Source organism: Veillonella magna DSM 19857, assembly GCF_000428745.1.
Classification (GTDB): Bacteria; Bacillota; Negativicutes; order Veillonellales; family Veillonellaceae; genus Veillonella_A; species Veillonella_A magna.
Genome location: NZ_AUAN01000033.1, coordinates 1 through 2,771 on the forward strand (window position 1 = coordinate 1; position 2,771 = coordinate 2,771).

The window sequence follows — 2,771 nt, forward strand, 5'->3', positions numbered from 1 at the left end:
CAGAGTGCCATTACAGTAACTAAGACGCAGACATCTGACGGAACAAATCCGGATATCTATACAGTAGGGTTTAATGGTGATCAGATTGCTACGGCAACAAACATTAGCTATAAAGCCGGGACTGATGCAGAGTCTAAAAAAGTTAGTCTTTCCAAAGGATTAAACTTCCAAGCAGGAGCAAACTTGACGGCTATGTCAGCCGATGATGGTCAGATCACCTATGGTTTGAACAGTGATCTTACGGGCATTACGTCTATTAGTGGTCCTGCAGGTAAAGACGGAACTAACGGTACAACAATTACCATTACCGAAAACGGCATCGACCTTGGCGGTAAAACCATCAGTAATATTGCCGATGGTGAAAAGGACACCGATGCAGCTACAGTAAAACAGGTAAATGAGGTAAAGACCGATGTAACGAAGTTAGTAGACAATACGATTACCCTTACCGGTGACAGCAGTAGTACAACTGATGCTCAGAAATTGAGTAAAGAAGGTGGCATTAGCTTTGGCATTAAAGGTAATGAAGATATTACCACTACTGCATCCGGCAGCGATGTAACCTTGAGCCTTAATAAGGCAACGTCTGTGACGAATACCGGTACGGACAAAGATAAGGTGGTAACCTCTAGTGCTGTATATGATGCCGTGAAGGGTGCTAAGACGAAGATAGCTGTAAATCCAGAAACGGATGGAATTTTAACAGTAAATAAAACGGAAAGTGATGACCTTACCGGCAATAGCTATACGTTGTCCATCGATACAACGAAGTTAGAAAACGAAATGAAAACATCGCTCAACGATGATTTTGCAAAGGTAGATGCGTCGAATCTCAGCGATGGTAATGTGACCAGCTGGCGCGATAAGCTTAATGTATACAGCAAGGAAGAAACGTATAGTAAGACAGAAATAGATAACAAAGCTAAGGCAAGCAAAACGGAAGTAAAAGCCGCTGATGGTCAGAATGCAATTACGGTAGATACATCTACGAATGATACAGATGGACATACCATCTATACAGTAGGCTTCAATGGCGATCAGATTGCTACGGCAACAAACATTAGCTATAAAGCCGGTACTGATGCAGAATCTAAAAAAGTTAGTCTTTCCAAGGGACTCAACTTCCAAGCAGGTGCAAATCTTACGGCTACATCCGGAGATAATGGTCAGATTACCTATGGTTTGAAGAGTGATCTTACGGGCATTACGTCTATTACCGGTCCTGCCGGAAAAGACGGGACTAACGGTACGAAAATTACCATTACCGAAAAAGGCATCGAACTTGGCGGTAAAACCATCAGTAATATTGCTGATGGTACGGATGCGAAAGATGCGGCTACAGTTGGTCAAGTAGACAGTAAGATAACTACGGCTAAGGATGGTATTACTAAGACCCTTACCGAAACGATTACATCGACGGTGAAGACATTAGGAGATAATACGATTACCTTAACCGGTGATGGTAGCAGTACTACTGCTGCTCAGAGTTTGAATCAAGAAGGCGGCATTAGCTTTGGTATTACCGGTAACGAGGATATTACTACTAACGCATCCGGTAGCAGCGTAGCATTGAGCCTTAATAAGGCAACGTCTGTTACTAACATCGGTGCCGATAAAGATAAGGTGGTTACCTCTGGTGCAGTATACACAGCAGTAAGTGGAGCTAAGACGAAGGTAGCTGTAGATCCGGAAGATGGTATTTTAACGATAAATAAAACGGAAAGCGACGACCTTACCGGCAACAGCTATACATTGTCCATCGATACAACGAAGTTAGAAAATGAAATGAAAACATCGCTCAACGATGACTTTGCAAAGGTGGATGCGTCGAATCTCAGCGATGGTAATGTAACCAGCTGGCGCGATAAGCTTAATGTATACAGCAAGGATGAAACGTATAGTAAAAATGAAACCTATAACAAGACCGAAGTAGATAACCTTGCTAAGGCAAGTAAAACGGAAGTGAAAGCAGATAGCGATCAGAAGGCTATCACTGTTACAGAAACGAAGGATACTACGGATAACCACGCAGTATATACTATTGGTTTCAAGGGGGAAGAGGTGGCTAAAGCTACTAATCTCACCTACAAAGCAAATGGTAAAAACGAACAGCAAGTGGCTTTGTCTAAGGGCTTGAACTTCGTAAACACAGATAATTTAACATCTTCTGTGAACGCTGATGGCGAAGTAAGCTATGCATTGAACTCTGAACTTCAAGGGATTATGTCTATTTCCGGTGGAGATAATAACGGGACTAAGGTAATCATTACAAATGATGGCCTTGATGTAGGTAATAAAAAAATCTCTAATCTAGCGAATGGCGAAGCAGATAATGATGCCGTTAATGTAGGTCAGATGAATAAGAAGATTGGTGATGAAATTGCTAAGATTTCTACTTCTACAAGCGGAGATATTACGAAGATTACCGAAAAGGTAACAAAACTTGAAAATAACACCATTAGTTTCACAGGTGATAGCGGATCTACCGAGAAAAAGAAGTTGAATAAAGATGGCGGCATTAGCTTTGCTATTACCGGCAATACTGACATTACTACAACAGCCTCTAAGGATGGTGTAGCTTTGAGCCTTAATAAGGCAGCGTCTGTTACCAATACCGGTGATGACGCAAATAAAGTTATTACCTCGAGTGCTGTATATAGTGCAGTAACAGGTGCCAAGACGAAGGTAGCTGTAGATCCGGCAACAAATGGTATCTTGACAGCAACCGCTACGGAAAGCGACGATCTTACAGGCAACAGCTATACGTTGTC

The 2,771-nt window shown here is 42.1% G+C and carries 1 protein-coding gene; it reads left to right on the plus strand.

Going from position 1 to position 2,771, the window contains the following annotated elements; translation table 11 throughout:
- On the plus strand, positions 1 to 2,771 hold a 2,771-nt coding region (locus G344_RS10970; RefSeq protein WP_038155245.1), incomplete at both ends, for a hypothetical protein.